The sequence below is a fragment of the Rhizobium anhuiense bv. trifolii genome (assembly GCF_024346605.1).
In the GTDB taxonomy this organism is placed as follows: domain Bacteria; phylum Pseudomonadota; class Alphaproteobacteria; order Rhizobiales; family Rhizobiaceae; genus Rhizobium; species Rhizobium anhuiense.
Window position 1 is genome coordinate 2,045,281 of record NZ_CP098803.1, and the last position, 21,412, is coordinate 2,066,692.

Annotated in this window: 34 protein-coding genes; 30 read left to right on the forward strand and 4 right to left on the reverse strand. The window is 60.5% G+C overall.

Annotated features, from left to right (window positions below):
* Positions 1–33 precede the first annotated feature (33 nt).
* The 29 genes from tuf (at position 34) to NE851_RS18810 (ending at position 16,605) form a co-directional block, all read left to right on the forward strand.
* On the forward strand, positions 34–1,209 hold the full coding sequence (gene tuf / locus NE851_RS18670) for an elongation factor Tu (protein WP_028757605.1): 1,176 nt from the start codon (positions 34–36) through the stop codon (positions 1,207–1,209).
* 154 nt (positions 1,210–1,363) lie between these two features.
* Entirely contained in the window at positions 1,364–1,672 is a 309-nt protein-coding gene (gene rpsJ / locus NE851_RS18675) for a 30S ribosomal protein S10 (protein ID WP_003547547.1), read from the forward strand.
* A 39-nt stretch (positions 1,673–1,711) separates the two neighbouring features.
* Positions 1,712–2,353 carry a 50S ribosomal protein L3 gene (gene rplC / locus NE851_RS18680; RefSeq protein WP_028757604.1) on the forward strand — a complete coding sequence of 214 codons (642 nt, stop codon included), beginning with the start codon at positions 1,712–1,714 and terminating at the stop codon, positions 2,351–2,353.
* A 13-nt stretch (positions 2,354–2,366) separates the two neighbouring features.
* A complete protein-coding gene (gene rplD, locus NE851_RS18685) occupies positions 2,367–2,987 on the forward strand; it encodes a 50S ribosomal protein L4 (RefSeq protein WP_029868123.1) in 621 nt (206 codons plus the stop codon).
* Positions 2,984–3,277 (forward strand): 50S ribosomal protein L23, encoded by a 294-nt coding sequence (locus NE851_RS18690; RefSeq protein ID WP_003547550.1) that lies wholly within the window; start codon positions 2,984–2,986, stop codon positions 3,275–3,277. Before rplD ends, NE851_RS18690 begins: the two co-directional genes overlap by 4 nt.
* Before the next feature lie 11 nt (positions 3,278–3,288).
* Positions 3,289–4,125 (forward strand): 50S ribosomal protein L2, encoded by an 837-nt coding sequence (rplB, locus tag NE851_RS18695; RefSeq protein ID WP_003573799.1) that lies wholly within the window; start codon positions 3,289–3,291, stop codon positions 4,123–4,125.
* A gap of 15 nt (positions 4,126–4,140) precedes the next feature.
* A complete protein-coding gene (gene rpsS, locus NE851_RS18700) occupies positions 4,141–4,419 on the forward strand; it encodes a 30S ribosomal protein S19 (protein WP_003573797.1) in 279 nt (92 codons plus the stop codon).
* A 2-nt stretch (positions 4,420–4,421) separates the two neighbouring features.
* Positions 4,422–4,811: a 50S ribosomal protein L22 gene (gene rplV, locus NE851_RS18705; RefSeq protein WP_007626081.1), complete on the forward strand. Its 390-nt coding sequence runs from the start codon at positions 4,422–4,424 to the stop codon at positions 4,809–4,811.
* Positions 4,811–5,542: a 30S ribosomal protein S3 gene (rpsC, locus tag NE851_RS18710; protein ID WP_003587196.1), complete on the forward strand. Its 732-nt coding sequence runs from the start codon at positions 4,811–4,813 to the stop codon at positions 5,540–5,542. The genes rplV and rpsC overlap by 1 nt, the downstream gene beginning before the upstream one ends.
* Before the next feature lie 36 nt (positions 5,543–5,578).
* The gene (gene rplP / locus NE851_RS18715; protein WP_003573792.1) at positions 5,579–5,992 is read left to right on the forward strand and encodes a 50S ribosomal protein L16; all 414 of its coding nucleotides are present in this window, start codon (positions 5,579–5,581) and stop codon (positions 5,990–5,992) included.
* Between the two features lie 12 nt (positions 5,993–6,004).
* Positions 6,005–6,205: a 50S ribosomal protein L29 gene (rpmC, locus tag NE851_RS18720; protein WP_003547556.1), complete on the forward strand. Its 201-nt coding sequence runs from the start codon at positions 6,005–6,007 to the stop codon at positions 6,203–6,205.
* Between the two features lie 12 nt (positions 6,206–6,217).
* Positions 6,218–6,457, forward strand: coding sequence for a 30S ribosomal protein S17 (gene rpsQ, locus NE851_RS18725; protein WP_003547557.1), 240 nt, complete (start codon positions 6,218–6,220; stop codon positions 6,455–6,457).
* A 259-nt stretch (positions 6,458–6,716) separates the two neighbouring features.
* Positions 6,717–7,085, forward strand: coding sequence for a 50S ribosomal protein L14 (gene rplN / locus NE851_RS18730; protein ID WP_003573790.1), 369 nt, complete (start codon positions 6,717–6,719; stop codon positions 7,083–7,085).
* A gap of 11 nt (positions 7,086–7,096) precedes the next feature.
* On the forward strand, positions 7,097–7,405 hold the full coding sequence (gene rplX / locus NE851_RS18735; protein ID WP_003587195.1) for a 50S ribosomal protein L24: 309 nt from the start codon (positions 7,097–7,099) through the stop codon (positions 7,403–7,405).
* Positions 7,398–7,955: a 50S ribosomal protein L5 gene (gene rplE / locus NE851_RS18740; protein ID WP_003573788.1), complete on the forward strand. Its 558-nt coding sequence runs from the start codon at positions 7,398–7,400 to the stop codon at positions 7,953–7,955. The genes rplX and rplE overlap by 8 nt, the downstream gene beginning before the upstream one ends.
* Before the next feature lie 32 nt (positions 7,956–7,987).
* Complete coding sequence (rpsN, locus tag NE851_RS18745) at positions 7,988–8,293, forward strand: 30S ribosomal protein S14 (RefSeq protein WP_003573787.1); 306 nt, start codon at positions 7,988–7,990, stop codon at positions 8,291–8,293.
* Positions 8,294–8,305: 12 nt separating this feature from the next.
* Entirely contained in the window at positions 8,306–8,704 is a 399-nt protein-coding gene (gene rpsH, locus NE851_RS18750) for a 30S ribosomal protein S8 (protein WP_003547562.1), read from the forward strand.
* Positions 8,705–8,746: 42 nt separating this feature from the next.
* Complete coding sequence (gene rplF, locus NE851_RS18755; RefSeq protein ID WP_029868125.1) at positions 8,747–9,280, forward strand: 50S ribosomal protein L6; 534 nt, start codon at positions 8,747–8,749, stop codon at positions 9,278–9,280.
* Positions 9,281–9,292: 12 nt separating this feature from the next.
* Positions 9,293–9,655: a 50S ribosomal protein L18 gene (gene rplR, locus NE851_RS18760; protein WP_029868126.1), complete on the forward strand. Its 363-nt coding sequence runs from the start codon at positions 9,293–9,295 to the stop codon at positions 9,653–9,655.
* Positions 9,656–9,786: 131 nt separating this feature from the next.
* On the forward strand, positions 9,787–10,356 hold the full coding sequence (rpsE, locus tag NE851_RS18765; RefSeq protein WP_003573784.1) for a 30S ribosomal protein S5: 570 nt from the start codon (positions 9,787–9,789) through the stop codon (positions 10,354–10,356).
* Between the two features lie 14 nt (positions 10,357–10,370).
* Complete coding sequence (gene rpmD / locus NE851_RS18770) at positions 10,371–10,580, forward strand: 50S ribosomal protein L30 (protein ID WP_003547566.1); 210 nt, start codon at positions 10,371–10,373, stop codon at positions 10,578–10,580.
* A 16-nt stretch (positions 10,581–10,596) separates the two neighbouring features.
* Positions 10,597–11,073 (forward strand): 50S ribosomal protein L15, encoded by a 477-nt coding sequence (gene rplO / locus NE851_RS18775; RefSeq protein WP_029868127.1) that lies wholly within the window; start codon positions 10,597–10,599, stop codon positions 11,071–11,073.
* Between the two features lie 233 nt (positions 11,074–11,306).
* The gene (gene secY, locus NE851_RS18780) at positions 11,307–12,647 is read left to right on the forward strand and encodes a preprotein translocase subunit SecY (protein ID WP_254962154.1); all 1,341 of its coding nucleotides are present in this window, start codon (positions 11,307–11,309) and stop codon (positions 12,645–12,647) included.
* Positions 12,644–13,294 carry an adenylate kinase gene (locus NE851_RS18785; protein WP_029868130.1) on the forward strand — a complete coding sequence of 217 codons (651 nt, stop codon included), beginning with the start codon at positions 12,644–12,646 and terminating at the stop codon, positions 13,292–13,294. Before secY ends, NE851_RS18785 begins: the two co-directional genes overlap by 4 nt.
* 221 nt (positions 13,295–13,515) lie before the next feature.
* Positions 13,516–13,884 carry a 30S ribosomal protein S13 gene (gene rpsM, locus NE851_RS18790; protein ID WP_003573772.1) on the forward strand — a complete coding sequence of 123 codons (369 nt, stop codon included), beginning with the start codon at positions 13,516–13,518 and terminating at the stop codon, positions 13,882–13,884.
* Positions 13,885–14,017: 133 nt separating this feature from the next.
* Complete coding sequence (rpsK, locus tag NE851_RS18795; RefSeq protein WP_003547577.1) at positions 14,018–14,407, forward strand: 30S ribosomal protein S11; 390 nt, start codon at positions 14,018–14,020, stop codon at positions 14,405–14,407.
* A gap of 97 nt (positions 14,408–14,504) precedes the next feature.
* Positions 14,505–15,515, forward strand: a complete 1,011-nt coding sequence (locus tag NE851_RS18800) for a DNA-directed RNA polymerase subunit alpha (protein ID WP_003547579.1) — start codon at positions 14,505–14,507, stop codon at positions 15,513–15,515.
* 123 nt (positions 15,516–15,638) lie between these two features.
* Positions 15,639–16,061, forward strand: a complete 423-nt coding sequence (gene rplQ, locus NE851_RS18805) for a 50S ribosomal protein L17 (RefSeq protein WP_003573769.1) — start codon at positions 15,639–15,641, stop codon at positions 16,059–16,061.
* A gap of 142 nt (positions 16,062–16,203) precedes the next feature.
* Complete coding sequence (locus NE851_RS18810) at positions 16,204–16,605, forward strand: ribosomal maturation YjgA family protein (RefSeq protein WP_097623609.1); 402 nt, start codon at positions 16,204–16,206, stop codon at positions 16,603–16,605.
* 24 nt (positions 16,606–16,629) lie between these two features.
* Here NE851_RS18810 and msrQ read toward each other — a convergent pair whose 3' ends face one another.
* Together msrQ and msrP are read right to left on the reverse strand one after the other, a co-directional pair.
* A complete protein-coding gene (msrQ, locus tag NE851_RS18815) occupies positions 16,630–17,286 on the reverse strand; it encodes a protein-methionine-sulfoxide reductase heme-binding subunit MsrQ (protein ID WP_097623608.1) in 657 nt (218 codons plus the stop codon).
* Complete coding sequence (gene msrP, locus NE851_RS18820) at positions 17,286–18,233, reverse strand: protein-methionine-sulfoxide reductase catalytic subunit MsrP (RefSeq protein ID WP_029868132.1); 948 nt, start codon at positions 18,231–18,233, stop codon at positions 17,286–17,288. Before msrP ends, msrQ begins: the two co-directional genes overlap by 1 nt.
* Before the next feature lie 333 nt (positions 18,234–18,566).
* Here msrP and ilvD point away from each other — a divergent pair, with 333 nt between their 5' ends.
* Complete coding sequence (gene ilvD / locus NE851_RS18825; RefSeq protein ID WP_029868134.1) at positions 18,567–20,405, forward strand: dihydroxy-acid dehydratase; 1,839 nt, start codon at positions 18,567–18,569, stop codon at positions 20,403–20,405.
* Between the two features lie 58 nt (positions 20,406–20,463).
* Here the strand turns inward: ilvD and NE851_RS18830 are convergent, their stop codons facing one another.
* Entirely contained in the window at positions 20,464–20,817 is a 354-nt protein-coding gene (locus NE851_RS18830) for a lysozyme inhibitor LprI family protein (RefSeq protein ID WP_029868135.1), read from the reverse strand.
* A 23-nt stretch (positions 20,818–20,840) separates the two neighbouring features.
* A complete protein-coding gene (locus NE851_RS18835; protein ID WP_029868136.1) occupies positions 20,841–21,221 on the reverse strand; it encodes a YkvA family protein in 381 nt (126 codons plus the stop codon).
* Between the last annotated feature and the right edge of the window lie 191 nt (positions 21,222–21,412).

Below are 21,412 nucleotides of genomic sequence, written 5' to 3' on the forward strand. Positions count from 1 at the left end.
CCCCTCGGGGACTAGCAAAACGGAGAGCCGAAAATGGCAAAGAGTAAGTTTGAGCGCAACAAGCCGCACGTCAACATCGGCACGATCGGCCACGTTGACCACGGCAAGACGTCTCTGACGGCAGCGATCACGAAGTACTTCGGTGAGTTCAAGGCGTACGACCAGATCGACGCGGCTCCGGAAGAAAAGGCTCGTGGCATCACCATTTCGACGGCACACGTCGAATATGAGACGCCGGCCCGCCACTACGCGCACGTCGACTGCCCCGGCCACGCCGACTACGTCAAGAACATGATCACCGGTGCTGCCCAGATGGACGGCGCGATCCTGGTGTGCTCGGCCGCTGACGGCCCGATGCCGCAGACGCGCGAACACATCCTTCTGGCCCGCCAGGTCGGCGTTCCGGCGATCGTGGTGTTCCTGAACAAGGTCGACCAGGTTGACGACGCCGAGCTTCTCGAACTGGTCGAGCTCGAAGTTCGCGAACTGCTGTCGTCCTACGACTTCCCGGGCGACGATATCCCGGTCGTCAAGGGTTCGGCGCTCGCTGCTCTCGAAGATTCGGACAAGAAGATCGGCGAAGACGCGATCCGCGAGCTGATGGCTGCGGTTGACGCCTACATCCCGACGCCTGAGCGTCCGATCGACCAGCCGTTCCTGATGCCGATCGAAGACGTGTTCTCGATCTCGGGCCGCGGCACGGTTGTGACCGGCCGCGTCGAGCGTGGCATCGTCAAGGTTGGCGAAGAAGTCGAGATCGTCGGCATCCGCCCGACCTCGAAGACGACGGTGACCGGCGTTGAAATGTTCCGCAAGCTGCTCGATCAGGGCCAGGCCGGCGACAACATCGGCGCGCTGATCCGCGGTGTGAACCGTGACGGCGTCGAGCGTGGTCAGATTCTCTGCAAGCCGGGTTCTGTCAAGCCGCACAAGAAGTTCATGGCGGAAGCCTACATCCTGACGAAGGAAGAGGGTGGCCGTCATACGCCGTTCTTCACCAACTACCGTCCGCAGTTCTACTTCCGCACGACCGACGTGACGGGCATTGTGACGCTGCCGGAAGGCACGGAGATGGTTATGCCGGGCGACAACGTCACGGTTGCCGTCGAGCTGATCGTTCCGATCGCGATGGAAGAAAAGCTGCGCTTCGCTATCCGCGAAGGCGGCCGCACCGTCGGCGCCGGCATCGTCGCTTCGATCGTCGAGTAATTAGCGGCTGGGCCACCAGGCCCAAGGAAAGGATAGGGACGCCGATCTGGGTGTCCCTCTCGATCTTTGAAACCGGTGGCCCGCTAACGTAACTGAAGGTAAGTCGTGTCCCTCAATGGTGACACGCGGATAACAGACACAAGGATAAAGTCGAATGAACGGCCAGAATATCCGCATCCGCCTGAAGGCGTTCGATCACCGGATTCTCGATGCCTCCACGCGCGAGATCGTATCGACGGCGAAGCGCACCGGTGCCAGCGTCCGGGGCCCCGTTCCGCTTCCGACCCGCATCGAGAAGTTTACGGTCAACCGGTCCCCGCACATCGACAAGAAGAGCCGTGAACAGTTCGAGATGCGCACGCATAAGCGCCTTCTCGATATCGTTGACCCGACCCCGCAGACGGTAGACGCGCTGATGAAGCTCGATCTCGCCGCCGGTGTCGATGTTGAGATCAAGCTCTGAGACCTCGGGTCTTCGGGCTGAGTGAGAAGGATTGAACCGATGCGTTCAGGTGTGATTGCACAGAAGGTGGGAATGACCCGCGTCTATAACGACGCCGGCGAGCATGTCCCGGTAACGGTACTGCGCATGGAGGCCGTCCAGGTCGTTGCCACGCGCACTGTCGAAAAGAATGGCTATACCGCAGTTCAGCTCGGTGCCGGCCAGGCGAAGGTGAAGAACACGTCGAAGGCGATGCGCGGCAACTTTGCCGTTGCCAACGTCGAGCCGAAGGCCAAGGTCGCAGAATTCCGCGTGTCGGAAGATCAGCTGCTCGAAGTCGGCACTGAGATCAAGGCGGGTCACTTTGCAGCCGGTCAGCTCGTCGACGTGACGGGCACGACGATCGGTAAGGGTTTTGCCGGCGCCATGAAGCGCCACGGTTTCGGCGGTCTGCGCGCCACGCACGGTGTGTCGGTTTCGCACCGCTCGCACGGTTCGACCGGCTCGCGCCAGGATCCGGGCAAGGTTTTCAAGAACAAGAAGATGGCTGGTCACATGGGCCAGACGCGTGTCACGACGCAGAACCTGGAAGTGGTTTCGACCGACGAAGATCGTGGTCTGATCCTGATCAAGGGTGCTGTTCCTGGTTCCAAGGGTGCCTGGATCATCGTGCGCGACGCCGTCAAGTCGGCCGCGAAGTAAGGGAGCCAGATCAATGGAATTGAACGTCAAGACCCTCGAGGGAAAAGACGCCGGGAAGGTTTCCCTTTCGGACGCGATTTTCGGCCTCGAGCCCCGCGAAGACATTCTCGCCCGCGTCATCCGCTGGCAGCTTGCCAAGAAGCAGCAGGGCACGCACAAGGCTAAGGGCCGCGCTGAAGTTTCGCGCACCGGCGCCAAGATGTACAAGCAGAAGGGTACGGGCCGCGCCCGCCACCATTCGGCTCGCGCTCCGCAGTTCCGCGGCGGCGGCAAGGCTCACGGCCCGGTCGTGCGCAGCCACGAGCATGATCTTCCCAAGAAGGTTCGTGCACTCGGCCTTCGCCATGCCCTTTCGGCCAAGATCAAGGCCGATGACGTCATCGTCATCGACAACCTGGTTGCCACCGAAGCCAAGACCAAGGCTCTCGCGTCCGTTTTCGAGACGCTCGGCCTGACCAACGCCCTCTTCATCGGCGGCGCAGAGCTTGATGGCAACTTCAAGCTCGCAGCTCAGAACATCCCGAACATCGATGTTCTGCCGATCCAGGGCATCAACGTTTACGACATCGTGCGCCGCGGCAAGCTCGTGCTTTCCAAGGCTGCGGTTGAAGCGCTAGAGGAGCGATTCAAGTGACCGATCTTCGCCACTACGATGTGATCGTCTCCCCGGCGATCACCGAAAAGTCCACGCTGGTATCCGAAAACAACCAGGTTGTTTTCAATGTCGCCAAGCAGGCGACGAAGCCGGAAATCAAGGCTGCTGTCGAGGCGCTGTTCGGCGTCAAGGTTACGGCCGTCAACACTCTGCTGCGCAAGGGCAAGACCAAGCGGTTCCGCGGTTTCGTCGGCAAGCAGAAGGACGTGAAGAAGGCTGTCGTAACCCTGGCTGAAGGCCAGACGATCGACGTCTCCACCGGTCTCTGAGGTATAAGAAAATGGCATTGAAAACATTCAATCCGATCACCCCGAGCCAGCGCCAGCTGGTCATCGTCGACCGCTCGGCCCTCTACAAGGGCAAGCCGGTCAAGGCGCTGACGGAAGGTCTGACCAAGAGCGGCGGTCGTAACAACCTCGGTCGCATCACCGCCCGCTTCATCGGCGGCGGTCACAAGCGCACCTATCGTCTGATCGACTTCAAGCGTCGCAAGTTCGACGTCGAAGGCACCGTCGAGCGTATCGAATACGATCCGAACCGCACGGCGTTCATCGCGCTGGTGACCTATGCTGATGGCGAAAAGGCTTATATCCTCGCTCCGCAGCGCCTCGCTGCCGGTGACAAGGTCATCGCTTCCGAGAAGGCTGTTGACGTCAAGCCCGGCAACACCATGCCGCTGCAGTTCATCCCGGTCGGCTCCATCATCCACAATGTGGAAATGAAGCCGGGCAAGGGTGGTCAGATCGCTCGCTCCGCCGGTGGCTACGCACAGCTCGTCGGCCGCGACCAGGGCATGGCGATCCTTCGCCTGAACTCCGGTGAACAGCGTCTCGTCCATGGCTCCTGCCTTGCTTCGATCGGCGCCGTCTCCAACCCGGATCACGCCAACATCAACGACGGCAAGGCCGGTCGTACGGTTTGGCGCGGCAAGCGTCCGCATAACCGCGGCGTCGTCATGAACCCGGTCGACCATCCGCACGGCGGTGGTGAAGGCCGCACCTCTGGTGGTCGCCATCCGGTGACACCCTGGGGCAAGCCGACCAAGGGCAAGCGCACCCGGTCGAACAAGTCGACCGACAAGATGATCATGCGCTCGCGTCATCAGCGTAAGAAGTAAGAGAGGAAGTCTCCAATGGCTCGTTCAGTATGGAAAGGTCCGTTCGTTGACGGCTATCTTCTCAAGAAGGCTGAGAAGGTTCGTGAAGGCGGACGTGCAGAAGTGATCAAGATCTGGAGCCGTCGCTCCACGATCCTGCCGCAGTTCGTCGGTCTTACCTTCGGCGTCTACAACGGCAGCAAGCATATTCCGGTCAGCGTCAATGAAGACATGGTCGGCCACAAATTCGGTGAATTCTCTCCGACCCGCACCTACTACGGTCACGGCGCGGACAAGAAGGCGAAGAGGAAGTAACAATGGGCAAGGCAAAAGCCGAACGCCGGCTGAAGGACAACGAGGCGCAAGCAGTCGCCCGCACGCTCCGCGTCAGCCCCCAGAAGCTCAACCTGGTTGCTGCGGCTATCCGTGGCAAGAAGGTCGAGCGCGCACTCGCTGAGCTGGAGTTCTCCCGCAAGCGCATCGCAGGCGCCGTCAAGAAGACGCTCGAATCTGCGATCGCCAATGCCGAGAACAACCACGATCTCGACGTCGACTCGCTTGTCGTCGCCGAGGCCTATGTCGGCAAGTCGATCGTCATGAAGCGTTTCCACGCTCGTGGCCGTGGTCGCGCGTCGCGCATCGAAAAGCCCTTCGCGCACCTGACGATCGTCGTTCGTGAAGTGCAGGCAGTAGAGGAGGCCGCATAATGGGTCAGAAAATCAATCCAATCGGTTTCCGTCTTGGCATCAACCGTACCTGGGATAGCCGCTGGTTCGCGGACAATGCCGAGTACGGCCAGCTGCTGCACGAAGACCTGAAGATGCGCAAGTTCGTCATGAGCGAACTGAAGCAGGCCGGGATCTCCAAGGTGGTCATCGAGCGTCCGCACAAGAAGTGCCGCGTCACGATCCACTCGGCACGTCCGGGCCTCATCATCGGCCGCAAGGGCGCAGACATCGACAAGCTCCGCAAGAAGCTGTCGGACATGACGAATTCGGAAACGCACCTCAACATCGTCGAAGTGCGCAAGCCCGAAGTCGACGCGACGCTGGTCGCTCAGTCGATCGCCCAGCAGCTCGAGCGCCGCGTGGCTTTCCGCCGCGCCATGAAGCGCGCCGTTCAGTCCGCGATGCGTCTTGGCGCCGAAGGCATCAAGATCACCTGCGCCGGCCGTCTCGGCGGCGCTGAAATCGCCCGTACGGAATGGTACCGCGAAGGTCGTGTGCCGCTGCACACGCTGCGCGCCGACATCGACTACGGCACGGCTGAAGCAGAAACCGCATTCGGCATCTGCGGCATCAAGGTCTGGATCTTCAAGGGCGAAATCCTTGAGCACGATCCGATGGCTTCCGAGCGCCGTGCGATGGAAGGTGACGCCCAGGGTCCGGCAAGCCGTGACCGTGACCGCGACAGAGACCGTCGCCGCGACAACGCTTGATAGCGCGCGTGGCAGAGAAGTTCGGAGAATAAGAAAATGTTGCAGCCAAAGCGTACCAAGTACCGCAAACAGTTCAAGGGCCGCATCAAGGGCGTCGCCAAGGGCGGTTCTGACCTGGCATTCGGCGAATTCGGCCTGAAGGCTCAGGAACCCAACCGCGTCAACGCGCGCGAGATCGAAGCGGCCCGCCGCGCGATCACGCGTTATATGAAGCGCGCCGGCCGTGTATGGATCCGCGTGTTCCCGGACGTTCCGGTAACCGCAAAGCCGACCGAAGTCCGTATGGGTAAGGGTAAGGGCTCCGTTGAATACTGGGCATGCAAGGTCAAGCCCGGCCGTATGATGTTCGAGATCGACGGTGTCAGCGAAGAAATCGCCCGCGAGGCGCTTCGTCTCGGCTCTGCCAAGCTCTCGGTCAAGACGCGCTTCGTTCAGCGCATTGCAGAGTAAGGGATTGAGCTCATGAAAGCCTCAGATGTTCGCGGGTTCACCGCCGACCAACTCAAGGACGAGCTTGCCAAGCTGAAGAAGGAGCAGTTCAACCTGCGCTTCCAGAAGGCGACCGGCCAGCTCGAAAAGTCCTCGCGCATCAACGAAGTCCGCAAGGACATCGCCCGCGTGAAAACCATTGCCCGCCAGAAGGCGGCAGAAGTTAAGGCCTAAAGGAAGAAAAATATGCCGAAGCGCATCCTGCAGGGCGTCGTCGTTGGCGACAAGAACGAGAAGACGGTAGTGGTTCGTGTCGAGCGTCGTTTCGCTCACCCGCTGCTCCAGAAGACCGTTCGTCGTTCCAAGAAGTACAAGGCCCACGACGAGAACAACCAGTACAAGATCGGCGATACCGTATCCATCGAGGAATGCGCGCCGATTTCCAAGGACAAGCGTTGGACGGTGATTTCCGCCCAGGGCAAGTAACAGAATTTTGTGCGAGGCCTTGCGTCTCGCCGAAATATCTGTATGAAGCAGCGTCAGAACGCTCGAATGCCGGGCGTTCTTTTGCTTTGAGCGCACGGAAGGTCCCGTTCGGGAAACCACCCTGGCACGATCGACCCCGCGCTATTCAGCTATTGCCGCGTCTGTGTTGCCGTCATGGCAGCTCGGCCGGCGAAAATTTTCATAAGCCGGAGTAGGGGGCTAGCCCAACCATTCCGGTAAACCAAGAAGGCGACCTGATATGATTCAGATGCAAACAAACCTCGACGTCGCGGATAATTCCGGCGCACGTCGTGTCATGTGCATCAAGGTGCTGGGCGGCTCGAAGCGCAAGTATGCCTCGATCGGCGACGTCATCGTCGTTTCGATCAAGGAAGCGATCCCGCGCGGCCGTGTGAAGAAGGGTGACGTGATGAAGGCGGTTGTCGTTCGTACCGCCAAGGATATCCGTCGTCCGGATGGCTCCGTCATCCGCTTTGACACCAACGCAGCAGTCCTCATCGACAACAAGAAAGAGCCGATCGGCACCCGTATCTTCGGACCGGTTCCGCGCGAACTTCGCGCCAAGAACCACATGAAGATCATCTCGCTGGCTCCCGAAGTACTGTAAGGAGCGAAGCGATGCAGAAGATTCGTAAGGGCGACAAGGTCGTCATGCTCGCTGGCAAGGACAAGGGCCGCACCGGCGAAGTTGTCCAGGTCATGCCAAAGGAAGATCGTGCCGTCGTTCGTGGCGTCAACGTCGTCAAGCGCCACCAGCGCCAGACGCAGACCCAGGAAGCCGGCATTATCAACAAGGAAGCCTCGGTTCACCTGTCCAACGTTGCAATCGTCGACAAGGACGGTAAGCCGACCCGCGTCGGTTTCAAGGTTGTTGACGGCAAGAAGGTCCGTGTGGCCAAGCGTTCTGGAGAAGTGATCGATGGCTGAGGCAAAATACGAGCCACGGCTCAAGAAGGAATATGTCGAGCGCATCCGCAAGGCGATGCAGGAGCAGTTCTCCTACGCCAACGAGATGATGATTCCGAAGCTCGACAAGATCGTGATCAACATGGGTGTTGGCGAAGCGACCGCTGACTCGAAGAAGCCGACGGTTGCTGCCGCCGACCTCGCAGCGATCGCCGGCCAGAAGCCGGTCATCACCCGCGCACGCAACTCTATCGCAGGCTTCAAGGTCCGCGAACAGATGCCGATCGGCGCCAAGGTTACCCTTCGCGGCGCCCGCATGTACGAGTTCCTGGACCGTCTCGTGAACATCGCGCTCCCGCGCGTTCGCGACTTCCGCGGCCTGAACCCGAAGAGCTTTGACGGCCGTGGCAACTTCGCCATGGGCATCAAGGAGCACATTGTGTTCCCTGAGATCAACTACGACAAGGTTGATCAGATGTGGGGCATGGACATCATCGTTTGCACGACGGCGACGACCGACGACGAAGCACGGGCTCTTCTGAAAGAGTTCAGCTTCCCGTTCCGTCAATAACCGTAACGACGAGCGTAGAAAAGGAACCTGACATGGCGAAGACAAGCGCAGTTGAAAAGAACAAGCGCCGCCGTACTACGGTCGCCAACCAGGCCGCTAAGCGGGCTGCGTTGAAGGCGATCATCATGAACCAGGCTCTTCCGATCGAAGAGCGGTTCAAGGCCTCGATCAAGCTGGCATCCCTGCCGCGCGATGGATCGAAGACCCGTATTCGCAACCGTTGCGAAGTCTCGGGGCGTCCGCGCGCATATTACCGTAAACTGCGCATGTCGCGTATCGCGCTGCGTGAACTCGGCAATCTCGGCAAGGTGCCGGGCATCGTCAAGTCGAGCTGGTAAGGAGCAGGTTACATGACAATGACTGATCCGTTGGGCGATATGCTCACCCGCATCCGCAACGGCGCTTCCCGCCGCAAGTCGTCGGTCTCGACGCCTGCGTCCAAGCTCCGTGCGCGTGTTCTCGATGTCCTGCAGTCCGAAGGCTACATCCGTGGCTATTCCGTTGTCGATTTCGGCAATGGCAAGTCGGAACTCAGCATCGAGCTGAAATATTATGAAGGCGCATCGGTGATCCGTGAGATCGGCCGTGTGTCCAAGCCGGGCCGCCGGGTTTATGTCTCGGTCAAGTCCATTCCGCAGGTCGCGAACGGTCTCGGCATCACCATCCTTTCGACTCCGAAGGGTGTGATGGCCGATCACCAGGCTCGCGAACAGAACGTTGGCGGCGAGGTTCTTTGCTCGGTCTTCTAAGATCGGGCAGGGGTCTCCATAGCGAACAGACAGGATAGAAACATGTCTCGTATCGGTAAAAAGCCCGTTCAGGTACCTGCTGGGATCACGGCTACGGTCGATGGTCAGAAGGTGACTGCAAAGGGTCCGAAGGGCGAGCTGTTTTTCGTTGCTAACGACGAAATCAGCCTCAAGCTCGAAAATAACGCGGTCGTCGTAACGCCGCTCAGCCAGACCAAGGATGCACGTTCGAAGTGGGGCATGTCCCGCACGATGATCGAAGGCATCTTCAAGGGCGTCAAGGACGGTTTCGAGCGCAAGCTTGAAATCAACGGCGTTGGTTACCGCGCCTCCATGCAGGGCAAGAACCTGCAGCTGGCTCTCGGTTTCAGCCACGACGTGATCTATGAGCCGCCGGTCGGTATCTCGATCGCTGTTCCGAAGCCGACTGAAATCATCGTCAGCGGCATCAACAAGCAGCAGGTCGGCCAGGTTGCCGCCGAAATCCGCGAATATCGCGGTCCCGAGCCTTACAAGGGCAAGGGCGTCAAGTACGCCGACGAGCGGATCGTCCGCAAAGAAGGCAAGAAGAAGTAAGGATCACGCGAAATGGCTAGCAGGAAAGAAGCACTTGCACGTCGTGCCAACCGCGTGCGCCGTCAACTCAAGTCGGTGGCCAATGGCCGTCCGCGCCTGTCGGTTCATCGCTCCTCGAAGAACATCTACGCCCAGGTCATCGATGATGTGGCCGGCAAGACGCTCGCGTCTGCCTCCACCCTCGAAAAGGATCTGCGCGGTTCTCTGAAGACCGGTGCCGATACCGCCGCCGCTGCCGTCGTAGGCAAGCTCGTTGCCGAGCGCGCCTCCAAGGCCGGTGTTACGGAAGTCGTGTTCGACCGTGGCGCCTTCATCTATCACGGCCGCATCAAGGCTCTCGCCGAAGCGGCCCGCGAAGGCGGTCTCACCTTCTGATCAGTTTCCGGCCGGACGCTTTCAGCGCCGGCCGGATTTTCGCCGGACCGCAGGCACTTCCCGAAAGGGGAGGCTGATGCGGTCCACATGTGTTTGCCGATTGCACCCGGAAAAGAAAAAGGAAGAGGACAATGGCACAGGAAAGAAGGCCGCAGCGGGAAGACCGCCAGAGCCGTGAAGAGCGCGATAGCGAATTCGTCGACAAGCTGGTCGCGATCAACCGCGTCGCCAAGGTCGTCAAGGGCGGCCGTCGTTTTGGTTTCGCAGCACTCGTCGTCGTCGGCGACCAGAAGGGCCGCGTCGGCTTCGGCCATGGCAAGGCACGTGAAGTGCCGGAAGCCATCCGCAAGGCAACCGAAGCCGCCAAGCGCGAACTGATCTTCGTACCGCTGCGTGACGGCCGTACGCTGCATCACGACGTCCATGGCCGCCATGGCGCCGGCAAGGTTCTGCTGCGTTCGGCCAAGGTCGGTACCGGCATCATCGCCGGCGGTCCGATGCGCGCCGTATTCGAAACGCTCGGCATGCACGACGTCGTCGCCAAGTCGACCGGTTCGTCGAACCCCTACAACATGGTTCGCGCCACCTTCGACGCTCTGAAGCACCAGGTTCACCCGAAGGACATCGCAGCTCAGCGCGGCATCAAGTATGCAACGCTGCAGGCTCGTCGTAGCGCCTCCGGCAACGCCTCTGAAGAATAAGAGGAGTTTGACAGATGGCCAAGGCTACCAAGAAAGCTGAAGCGAAGACTGTCACGATCGAACAGATCGGCAGCCCGATTCGCCGTCCGGATGTTCAGCAGCGCACGCTGATCGGTCTCGGACTGAACAAGATGCACCGTCGCCGCACGCTGGAGGATACTCCTTCGGTTCGTGGCATGATCCGTGCTGTCCAGCATCTCGTTCGCGTCGTCGACGAGAAGTGAGACGGAGGAAACGCTCATGAAACTGAATGAAATCAAGGACAACGAAGGCTCGACCCACAGCCGCAAGCGTCTCGGCCGCGGTATCGGCTCGGGCTCGGGTAAGACCGGTGGTCGCGGCGTGAAGGGTCAGAAGTCCCGCTCGGGCGTCGCCATCAACGGCTTCGAAGGTGGCCAGATGCCGATCTATCGTCGCCTGCCGAAGCGCGGCTTCAACAACATTTTCGCTTCCGATTTTGTTGTCGTGTCGCTCGGCCGTATCCAGGCGGCAATCGACGCCGGCAAGCTCGACGCCAAGGCGACCGTTGATGCCGCTGCCCTCAAGGCCGCTGGCGTCATCCGTCGCCCCAAGGACGGCGTTCGCGTTCTCGCCGATGGCGAGCTCAAGGCCAAGGTGACGATCGTCGTTGCAGGCGCCTCCAAGCCTGCCGTCGAGAAGATCGAAAAGGCCGGCGGCACCGTGACGCTGCTTTCGGCTCCGGCTGCTGCCGAATAATAATCTGATGATATATCGCCCGGGGTGCTTCACACCGGGCGATTTTGCTCCCATATGTGGGCCTCACAAAAACTTGGCTGGCGCGCCCGCGTCATGCCGGTAAGACTAAAACGAGGGTGAGGCATGGGGTTGCATTGCAATCCGTTCTGAACCCGGTTTTGAATAATTTTCATACTGATTCCGGGGCCGGCCTATCCCCCAGAGACGCCGGAATTGGTAGCGCGGAGAAACGCATGGCTTCTGCAGCGGAACAATTGGCATCCAACCTCAATTTTTCGACCTTTGCCAAAGCCGAGGATTTGAAGAGGCGCTTGTGGTTCACACTGGCAGCTCTCCTCGTCTACAGGCTCGGCACCCATATTCCGCTTCCGGGCCTCAATCCCGAAGCCTATGCCCAGGCTTTCCGCGGCCAGGCAGGCGGCATTCTCGGCCTTTTCAACATGTTCTCGGGCGGCGCCGTTCAGCGCATGGCGATCTTCGCGCTCGGCATCATGCCCTATATCTCTGCTTCGATCATCGTGCAGCTCATGACCTCGGTCGTGCCGGCGCTCGAAAACCTCAAGAAGGAGGGCGAGCAGGGCCGCAAGATCATCAACCAGTATACCCGCTACGGCACCGTCATCCTCGGCGCGCTGCAGGCCTACGGCATTGCCGCCGGTCTTGAGAGCGGCCAGGGCCTCGTCGTCGATCCGGGCTGGTTCTTCCGTGTTTCCACCGTTCTGACGCTGCTCGGCGGCACGATGTTCCTGATGTGGCTCGGCGAGCAGATCACCTCGCGCGGCATCGGCAACGGCATCTCGCTGATCATCTTCGCCGGCATCGCCGCCGGTCTCCCGACGGCCCTTGCCGGCACGCTCGAGCTCGGCCGCACCGGCGCGCTGTCGACCTTCCTCATCCTGCTCGTCATCATTGTGGCGATCGGCGTCATCGGCGTGATCGTTTTCGTCGAGCGTGCGCAGCGCCGGCTGCTGATTCAGTATCCGAAGCGCCAGGTCGGCAACCGCATGTTCCAGGGCGATACCTCGCACCTGCCGCTGAAGCTCAACACCTCGGGCGTCATCCCGGCGATCTTCGCCTCCTCGCTGCTGCTGCTGCCGGCAACGCTTGCGGGCTTTGCCAACACCACGGCTATGCCCTCCTGGGCGACGTCGATCGTCGCGGCGCTGGGCCACGGCCAGCCGCTCTACATGGTGCTCTACGCGGCGCTGATCGCCTTCTTCGCCTTCTTCTACACGGCCATCGTCTTCAATCCGAAGGACACGGCCGACAATCTGAAGAAGCATGGCGGCTTCATTCCCGGCATCCGTCCGGGCGAGCGCACTGCCGAATATATCGACTACGTGCTGACCCGCATCACGGTGATCGGCGCGATCTATCTCGTCTTCGTCTGCATCCTTCCGGAGATCTTGGTGTCGCAAACCGGCATCCCATTATCCCTTGGTGGGACTTCGCTTTTGATCGTGGTTAGCGTAACTCTTGATACGGTTGCACAGATCCAGGGTCACCTGATCGCGCAGCAATACGAAGGCCTGATCAAGAAATCGAAGTTGCGTGGAGGAAAGAGGGGGCGATGAGACTTATCCTTTTGGGGCCGCCGGGCGCGGGTAAGGGAACCCAGGCCCAGCGGATCGTGGAAAAGCACGGCATTCCGCAGCTTTCCACGGGAGACATGCTGCGTGCAGCGGTCAACGCCGGTACGGATGTCGGCAAGCGCGCCAAGGCGGTCATGGACGCCGGCAAACTCGTCTCGGATGAGATCGTCATCGCCATCGTTTCCGAGCGAATCGATCAACCCGATTGCGCCAATGGCTTCATTCTTGACGGTTTCCCGCGGACGCTCGTCCAGGCGGATGCCACCGAGGCGATGCTGAGGGCAAAGGGTCTCGGCCTGTCCGTCGTCATCGAATTCCGTGTCGATGATGCCGAACTGATCCGCCGTGTCGCCGGTCGTTATTCCTGCGCGCAGTGCGGCAGCGTCTATCACGATAGCGATAAGGTTCCGGCTGCCGAAGGCGTGTGCGACAAGTGCGGTTCGACGCACTTCAAGCGCCGTCCCGATGACAATCCGGAGACCATGACGGCTCGGCTGCAGGTCTACTACAAGGAAACCTCGCCGCTGATCGGTTATTACCATGCCAAGGGCAAACTCAAGTCCGTGGACGGCATGGCGGACATCGATCAGGTGACTGCCGAGGTCGAAAGCATTCTTTCCAAGCTTTAAGGCTTTGAAAATAAACTTGGCGGAACGGTTGCTTTTCAGCAGTGATTCCGCTAAACACCGCGCCAACTCGCGACATTCCATGCGATCGGCGCGGATTTCCCAGGGAAGTCCGGGTGCGGTCGTTTTGACATGTTACGGACGTAAATCTGAACGGGCGGTTCTAAAGACCGCATAACGAAGCCCACTTGCCGGATGGCAACTGGAATGCAAGGAGAACAGGCGTGGCACGTATCGCTGGCGTCAACATCCCGACTGCGAAGCGCGTTGTTATTGCGCTGACCTACATTCACGGGATCGGTCCGAAATTCGCACAGGAAATCGTCGAGAAGGTCGGTATCCCGGCTGAACGTCGTGTGCATCAGCTGACGGACGCAGAAGTCCTTCAGATCCGCGAAGCCATTGACCGCGACTATCAGGTCGAAGGCGATCTTCGTCGCGATACCGCGATGAACATCAAGCGCCTGATGGACCTCGGCTGCTACCGCGGCCTGCGTCATCGCCGCGGCCTTCCGGTCCGCGGCCAGCGCACGCACACCAATGCCCGCACCCGCAAGGGCCCGGCAAAGGCAATCGCTGGTAAGAAGAAGTAATTTCCGGGAAACCGGGGTAGGGAGGCTGGCGGTCTGCGCCGGCCTCTTTTGAGTTTGGAGCGGGACCATATAGGCGCCGTTCCGGTGTAGCCGCTGGCATTACGGCGGTGAAGAGATCAACGAAAGGAATACCATGGCTAAGGAAGCCGTCCGCGTTCGCCGTCGCGAGCGCAAGAATATCTCGTCGGGTGTCGCTCACGTCAACTCGACCTTCAACAACACGATGATCACCATCACCGACGCGCAGGGCAATGCGATCGCATGGTCGTCGGCTGGCGCAAAGGGCTTCAAGGGCTCGCGCAAGTCGACCCCGTTCGCCGCCCAGATCGCTGCCGAAGACTGCGCCAAGAAGGCCCAGGAACACGGCATGAAGTCGCTGGAAGTCGAAGTCTGCGGTCCGGGTTCGGGTCGTGAATCGGCTCTGCGCGCGCTCCAGGCTGCAGGTTTCATGATCACGTCCATCCGCGACGTGACCCCGATCCCGCACAATGGCTGCCGTCCGCGCAAGAAGCGCCGCGTCTGATCATCGCTCTCGTCACCGGTGAGCGCCTGCGCGCTCCCGGTGGTTTTCAAGCTCGGTTGCCACGATTGGATGGTGGCAACGAACGGAAGGCAAACTCATGATTCAGAAGAACTGGCAGGAACTGATCAAGCCGAACAAGGTGGAGTTCTCCTCGAGCTCGCGCACCAGGGCGACGCTCGTTGCCGAACCGCTGGAGCGCGGCTTCGGCCTCACCCTCGGCAACGCGCTGCGTCGCGTTCTGCTCTCCTCGCTGCGCGGTGCTGCCGTCACGGCGGTGCAGATCGACGGCGTGCTGCATGAATTCTCCTCGATTCCAGGCGTCCGCGAAGACGTGACGGACATCGTGCTCAACATCAAGGAAATCGCCATCAAGATGGATGGCGACGACGCAAAGCGCATGGTCGTGCGCAAGCAGGGCCCGGGCGTTGTTACGGCTGGCGACATTCAGACGGTCGGCGATATCGAAATCCTCAACCCCGAGCATGTCATCTGCACGCTCGACGAGGGCGCCGAAATCCGCATGGAGTTCACCGTCAACAACGGCAAGGGCTACGTTCCGGCCGAGCGCAATCGTGCGGAAGATGCTCCGATCGGTCTCATCCCGGTCGACAGCCTCTACTCGCCGGTCAAGAAGGTGTCCTACAAGGTTGAAAATACCCGCGAAGGACAGGTTCTCGACTACGACAAGCTGAACATGACCATCGAAACCGATGGCTCGATCACCGGCGAAGACGCCGTCGCTTTTGCGGCGCGCATTCTCCAGGATCAGCTTGGCGTCTTCGTCAACTTCGACGAGCCGCAGAAGGAAACCGAAGAGGAAGCAGTCACCGAACTCGCTTTCAACCCGGCTCTCCTCAAGAAGGTAGACGAACTCGAACTGTCGGTCCGTTCGGCAAACTGCCTGAAGAACGACAACATCGTCTACATCGGCGACCTCATTCAGAAGACCGAAGCAGAAATGCTCCGCACGCCGAATTTTGGTCGCAAGTCGCTGAACGAAATCAAGGAAGTTCTCGCTTCCATGGGCCTGCACCTCGGCATGGAAGTGCCGGCATGGCCGCCCGAGAACATCGAAGATCTCGCCAAGCGTTACGAAGACCAATACTGAGAAAACAAAAGGCAGGCTCTTTCGGCTGCCTTTCCCCGTCAAACAGCAGGCCGATCGCCTGCATGTGCCAGGAAACGGCAGGCCCATTTAGCGTAAGGGCACCTGCATTAAAGGAGAATAGCAATGCGCCATGGTAAAGCCGGCCGCAAGCTGAATAGAACTGCAAGCCACCGCAAGGCGATGTTCGCCAACATGGCGGCTTCGCTGATTACCCACGAGCAGATCGTCACGACCCTGCCGAAGGCCAAGGAAATCCGTCCGATCGTCGAGAAGCTCGTCACGCTCGGCAAGCGCGGCGACCTGCATGCTCGCCGCCAGGCGATCTCGCAGATCCGCGATGCTGCCGTCGTTTCGAAGCTCTTCGACACGATCGCAACGCGTTACGCCACCCGCAACGGCGGCTACCTGCGCATCATGAAGGCCGGCTTCCGCCAGGGCGACAATGCCGCCATGGCCGTTGTCGAATTCGTTGATCGCGACACCTTCGCCAAGGGCGCAGCCGACAAGGCCCGCGTCGCTGCCGAAGAACAGGCCGTCGCCGCTTAATCTTCCGTTTCGGCGGAAACAAAACAGCCGGGCTGCAAAGCCCGGCTGTTTTTGTTTGTGCGCCGGCGGACAGCCTTTGCTTGATCATTCGATATCTGCACCTCGGCCGTCCAACCGGCGGAAATTGAGATAGGACAGGTCATTGCGCGCAATTATTCAAACTCGCTCTCGAGCGCAGTTCCTGCGTCTCGCAGCCCTGCTTCTTGTCATCGCTCTCGGGCTGGCGCTCCGGCGCTTTGGCTATGCGGCCGATCTGCCCTTCGTCGTCGTCAAATATGGCGGATCGGCGCTCTGGGGCGCGATGGTCTATCTGCTGGTGTCGCTCATAGCCGCAAGGTCCCGGCGGGCAGTCATCGCCGTCATAGCGTTGCTCATCGCGATCTCCGTGGAACTGTTCCGGCTCTATCACACGCCCTGGCTCGACGCCTTTCGGCTGACCACGGCAGGCACCCTGCTGCTGGGCCGGATATTCTCGCTTTGGAATATGCTGGCCTATGCCATCGGCATTGCTACGGCCTGCACCCTCGATCCCGCACGTCGGTGAAGCTTCTCGCCGGTCGTTTGCGCCTCACGAAGCCGAGGCCATTGCGCGATTGCGCGTCCGTCCCTGGCCCTTTTTCCTGTTGCGCGCGATCGGCCGGTAGGAGCGGTAGAGGATGAGCGCGATGATCAGCCCGACATAGATATATTGCTCGAGGTCGAGGATCTTGGTCGAGAGCGCGAAATGCAGCGCTCCGCTGGCGGCGATGATGTAGATCAGGCGATGCAGCCAGATCCAGTTCTTGCCGAGGCGGCGGATCGAGAAATTATTGGATGTCAGCGCCAGCGGAATGAGCATGGCAAGGGCTGCCATGCCGAACATGATGAAGGGGCGCTTCAGCACGTCGTTGATGACGGCAGAGATATCCATGGCCTGGTCGAGCACCATGTAGACGGTGAAATGCATTAGCGCGTAGTAGAAGGTCAGCAGGCCCAGCGCGCGGCGATAGCGCAGATAATTCCAGCCGAAGAGCTCGCGGGCCGGGGACACGGCAAGTGTTGCGATCAGGAAGCGGATCGTCCAGATGCCGAGGAAGAGCTCGAAGGTCTTGACTGGATCGGCGCCGAGCTGATCGGTCGCGCCGAGATAGAAAGTCCAGGCCGCAGGCACCAGCCCGACGACGTAGAGCAGCCAGACGGAGGCGGGTTGCCAGCGCTTGGGGATGGCGAGCGACAGTTCCGCCATCAGAAATTCGCCTTCAGATCCATGCCGGCATAAAGACCCGCCACCTCGTCGGCATAGCCGTTGAAGGGCAGGGTGGGATGGCGGCTCGCACCGAAGAAGCCGCTTTCGCCGATGCGCCGCTCGCTCGCCTGGCTCCAGCGCGGATGATCGACATCAGGGTTGACGTTGGCGTAGAAGCCGTATTCCTGCGGATTGGTCACCTGCCAGGTATTCTTAGGCTGCTGGTCGGTGAGCGTGATCTTGACGATCGATTTGATGCCCTTGAAACCGTATTTCCACGGCACGACGAGGCGGATCGGCGCGCCGTTCTGGTTCGGCAGCGTTTCGCCATAGAGCCCGACGGCAAGCAGCGTCAGCGGATGGCGCGCTTCGTCGAGGCGCAAACCTTCGACATAGGGCCAGTCGAGCGACTGGAAGAAGCCCTTCTGCCCCGGCATTTCTTCCGGCCGCACGACGGTTTCGAAGGCGACGTATTTGGCGCTGCCGAGCGGTTCCACCTTGTCGAGCAGCGATGCCAGCGGAAAACCGTCCCACGGGATGACCATTGACCAGGCCTCGACGCAGCGCATCCGGTAGGTTCGTTCCTCGATCGGGAATTCCTTCATCAGCGCCTCGATGTCGAAGGTGCCGGGCTTGTTGACCATGCCGTCGACCTTGACCGTCCAGGGCAGCGGCTTGAAATCGCCGGAAAGAGCTGCGGGATCGCCCTTGTCGAGGCCGAACTCATAGAAGTTGTTGTAGGTCGTGACATCCTTGATCGGCGTCGGCTTCTCGTCGACCTTATACTTGCTCTGGACGGCGGAAAGCGCCGCAGCACTCGCCTTGCCGGCGCTGTAGAGCGCCACGGCGCCAAGCGCTGCCGCGCCGAGGAATTCACGACGCCGCACATAGATCTGGCGCGGTGTTATCTCCGATGACGCGATCTTCGGTGGGCGATAGCTTGGCATGGCGAAACCTCCTGGGCGGATCTGTGAAATATAGTCTTAAACGAACCACCCGCACACTCGGATGAGTGTCTAAGCCTTGAATATTACCGACGGGAAGCCAATTTTTTGTGTTCGGCGGTGATGGAATAGGCTGTAACGAAACATCGCGCCGAACCGTATATGATCGATGGGCTTGTGGCGCTTGGCCGATGGCGTACCGGATTTGAGCTTCCAGGTAGTGACAGCCCCCGTCGATTGGATTAGGACAATTCCAAAAAGCAGCGTTTGCCCGGCCTGCAGGCTCCATGCCGCCCCGCTTTGCCTGATAATTCCGCCACGTTGAGGAAGACACCGATGCCAGCTTACCGTTCCAGAACCACGACCCATGGCCGCAACATGGCGGGCGCCCGCGGCCTTTGGCGCGCCACGGGCATGAAGGATTCGGATTTCGGCAAGCCGATCATCGCGGTGGTGAATTCCTTCACCCAGTTCGTGCCCGGCCACGTGCACCTGAAGGACCTCGGCCAGCTGGTCGCCCGCGAGATCGAAGCGGCCGGTGGTGTCGCCAAGGAATTCAACACGATCGCCGTCGATGACGGTATCGCCATGGGCCATGACGGCATGCTCTATTCGCTGCCCTCGCGTGAGCTCATCGCCGACAGCGTCGAATATATGGTCAATGCCCATTGCGCCGACGCCATGGTCTGCATCTCCAACTGCGACAAGATCACTCCCGGCATGCTGATGGCGTCGCTGCGCCTCAACATTCCCACAGTCTTCGTCTCCGGCGGTCCGATGGAAGCCGGCAAGGTCGTGCTGCACGGCAAGACGCATGCGCTCGACCTCGTTGATGCCATGGTCGCCGCGGCCGACGACAAGATCAGCGACGAAGACGTCCAGACCATCGAACGCTCGGCCTGTCCGACTTGCGGCTCTTGCTCCGGCATGTTCACCGCCAATTCGATGAACTGCCTGACGGAAGCGCTCGGCCTGTCGTTGCCCGGCAACGGCTCGACGCTCGCCACCCACGCCGACCGCAAGCGGCTCTTCGTCGAGGCCGGCCATCTGATCGTCGATCTCGCCCGCCGCTATTACGAGCAGGACGACGTCAAGGCGCTGCCGCGCACCATCGCTTCCAAGCAGGCTTTCGAGAATGCCATGGCGCTCGACATCGCCATGGGCGGCTCGACCAATACGGTCCTGCACATCCTTGCCGCCGCCCATGAAGGCGAGGTCGATTTCACCATGACCGATATCGACGCGCTGTCGCGCCGCGTGCCGTGCCTGTCGAAGGTCGCGCCCGCCAAGAGCGATGTGCATATGGAAGACGTCCACCGCGCCGGCGGCATCATGTCGATCCTCGGCGAGCTCGACAAGGGCGGTCTCTTGAACCGCGATTGCCCGACCGTCCATGCCGAGACGCTGGGCGATGCGATCGATCGCTGGGATATCACCCGCACCAACAGCGAAACTGTCCGCAAATTCTATCGCGCCGCTCCGGGCGGCATCCCGACCCAGGTCGCCTTCAGCCAGGAGGCCCGCTGGGACGAGCTCGACACCGATCGCCAGAACGGCGTCATCCGTTCGGTCGAACATCCCTTCTCGAAAGATGGTGGCCTCGCCGTGCTCAAGGGCAACCTTGCGATCGACGGCTGCATCGTCAAGACGGCCGGCGTCGATGAATCGATCCTGAAATTCTCCGGCCCCGCCCGCGTCTTCGAAAGCCAGGATGCCTCCGTCAAGGCGATCCTTTCCAACGAGGTCAAATCAGGCGACGTCGTCGTCATCCGCTATGAAGGCCCGAAGGGCGGCCCCGGCATGCAGGAAATGCTCTATCCAACGAGCTATCTGAAGTCGAGGGGCCTCGGCAAGGCCTGCGCCCTCATCACCGACGGCCGCTTCTCCGGCGGCACCTCCGGCCTGTCGATCGGCCATGTCTCACCGGAAGCGGCCAATGGCGGCATCATCGGCCTGGTGCGTGAAGGCGACATGATCGACATCGACATCCCCAACCGTACGATCAGCCTGCGCGTCAGCGAAACCGAACTTGCCGCCCGCCGCGCCGATCAGGACGCCAAGGGTTGGTACCCGGTCGAAGTCCGCAAGCGCAACGTCACGACCGCGTTGAAGGCCTACGCCGCCTTCGCAACGAGCGCCGATCGCGGCGCCGTGCGCGATCTGAACGCCCGTTGAGGCATCTCAACCGATTACCTGCTGATTAAAAGTCAGCGGCTCTACCAACCGGTCGCTTTCACAGCGGCCGGTTGATGTTTTTATAGGTCTCGCCGAGTTGCTTCAGCCGCTCGTCATAAGCAGCCTTGATGCAGGTCGCATCTGCCCCGCATTCCTGCCGTTTCTTCAGCCAGGCCGTCTGTTCGTCCTGCAGCGTGCCGCGCGAGCCCATCGCCAGCAGGCCGGAGAGCAGATCGAAGGTCGTCACCATCTGCACGTCGGCATCGTTGAGCGCGCGGTTGTCGCAGATCGCCTTTTCATCCGGCTTCAATTCTTTCGCGTCGCAATCGAAACTGGCCGCCTGTGCCACGGGCGATGCGAGGAGCAGGGTCGCAAAGCCGAAGGCTGCCGTCATCATTCTTGTCATCATCATGCATATGTTCCCGTTGGTGCCGTTCAGGCGAGCCTGCTGAGTGCCAGAGCCAGGAAGATGATGCAGGCGAGCCAGACGGCAAGGATGAAGATCATTCCGAGACGACTGGAGGGGCGCTCGATGCGCTTGGCCGCCTCCGTGCGGAGCTCGATCATCACCTCCACCGGCACGAGCCGGATAGCCAGCATGATGCCGAGCGGCACGATCAGGAGATCGTCGAGATAGCCGAGCACGGGAATGAAATCGGGGATGAGATCGATCGGCGACAGCGCGTAGGCGGCAACAGTGCCGGCCACCGTTTTGGCATGCCAGGGCACGCGTGGATCGCGAGCGGCAAACCAAAGGGCCACGATGTCACGCTTCAGTGACTTCGCCCAGAGTTTGGCTTTCGATATCAGTTGCATGGCCAATCTTCCTGAATCAAATTCACAATGACTTCAACCGGTTTCCGAGGCGTCCTCTTGCCTTATTCTTCCATGCTTCCGCCCTCTTTCCTTTCTAGCGTCGGGCCGCAGAACGGGACGATTTTAGGCCGGCCGGCCTAAAATCTGAATCCTGTTCGCAATTAAATAGTTAGAGCATGATGTCGTCCGAA